1 pseudogene is annotated in these 510 nt (G+C 56.9%); it reads right to left on the bottom strand.

Going from position 1 to position 510, the window contains the following annotated elements:
• Window positions 1–421, bottom strand: a pseudogene (locus tag J5M56_RS24385) (helicase); the annotation flags it as partial.
• Window positions 422–510: the final 89 nt, after the last annotated feature.

The raw sequence follows: 510 nt of genomic DNA, 5'->3' as shown, positions 1-510 counted from the left end.
CATCTGCAATCAGCAGATTGACCCGAGGCATCTGTATGGCGCGCGCCAACGGGTCGAGCTGATAGTCCTCGATTTCGACACCGCTGCGGAAAGGAGCCTGAAGCGTTCGAGTATCGCCTTGGGCGACAGCGCCCCATCGAACCGCATTAAGGAACGCGTCAAGGCGCTCCGGCTCATCGAACCCGGATACATTTGGCATCGAAGCGCGCTCGAGAATCGAGGCGCCAGGTTCCAACTCCCAAATCACCCGCAGTTCCTCACCGGCGGCGTCGTCTTCGACGCATGACAGCGATACGAGATTTTCGCGATTGGCGCCGTCGGTCATGCCGCTAGCAGCGACAGAAGTGACAACATACCGTCTGTTGCGGACCGACACCAACTGGCCGTTGACTGGTACCCCAATGGACTGAACGATGGTCATATTTCTTTTCTTGCAAACAGGCTAGGCGACGTATTTTAGGGCCAAATCATCCACTTTGGACACCGGGTGACAGTCATACGCCGTAAGAC

It is taken from the genome of Pseudomonas sp. 51_B (assembly GCF_017491595.1).
GTDB lineage: Bacteria > Pseudomonadota > Gammaproteobacteria > Pseudomonadales > Pseudomonadaceae > Aquipseudomonas > Aquipseudomonas promysalinigenes.
Note: the sequence above shows the minus strand (reverse complement) of the source record. Positions and strands in the feature narration are given on the sequence as shown.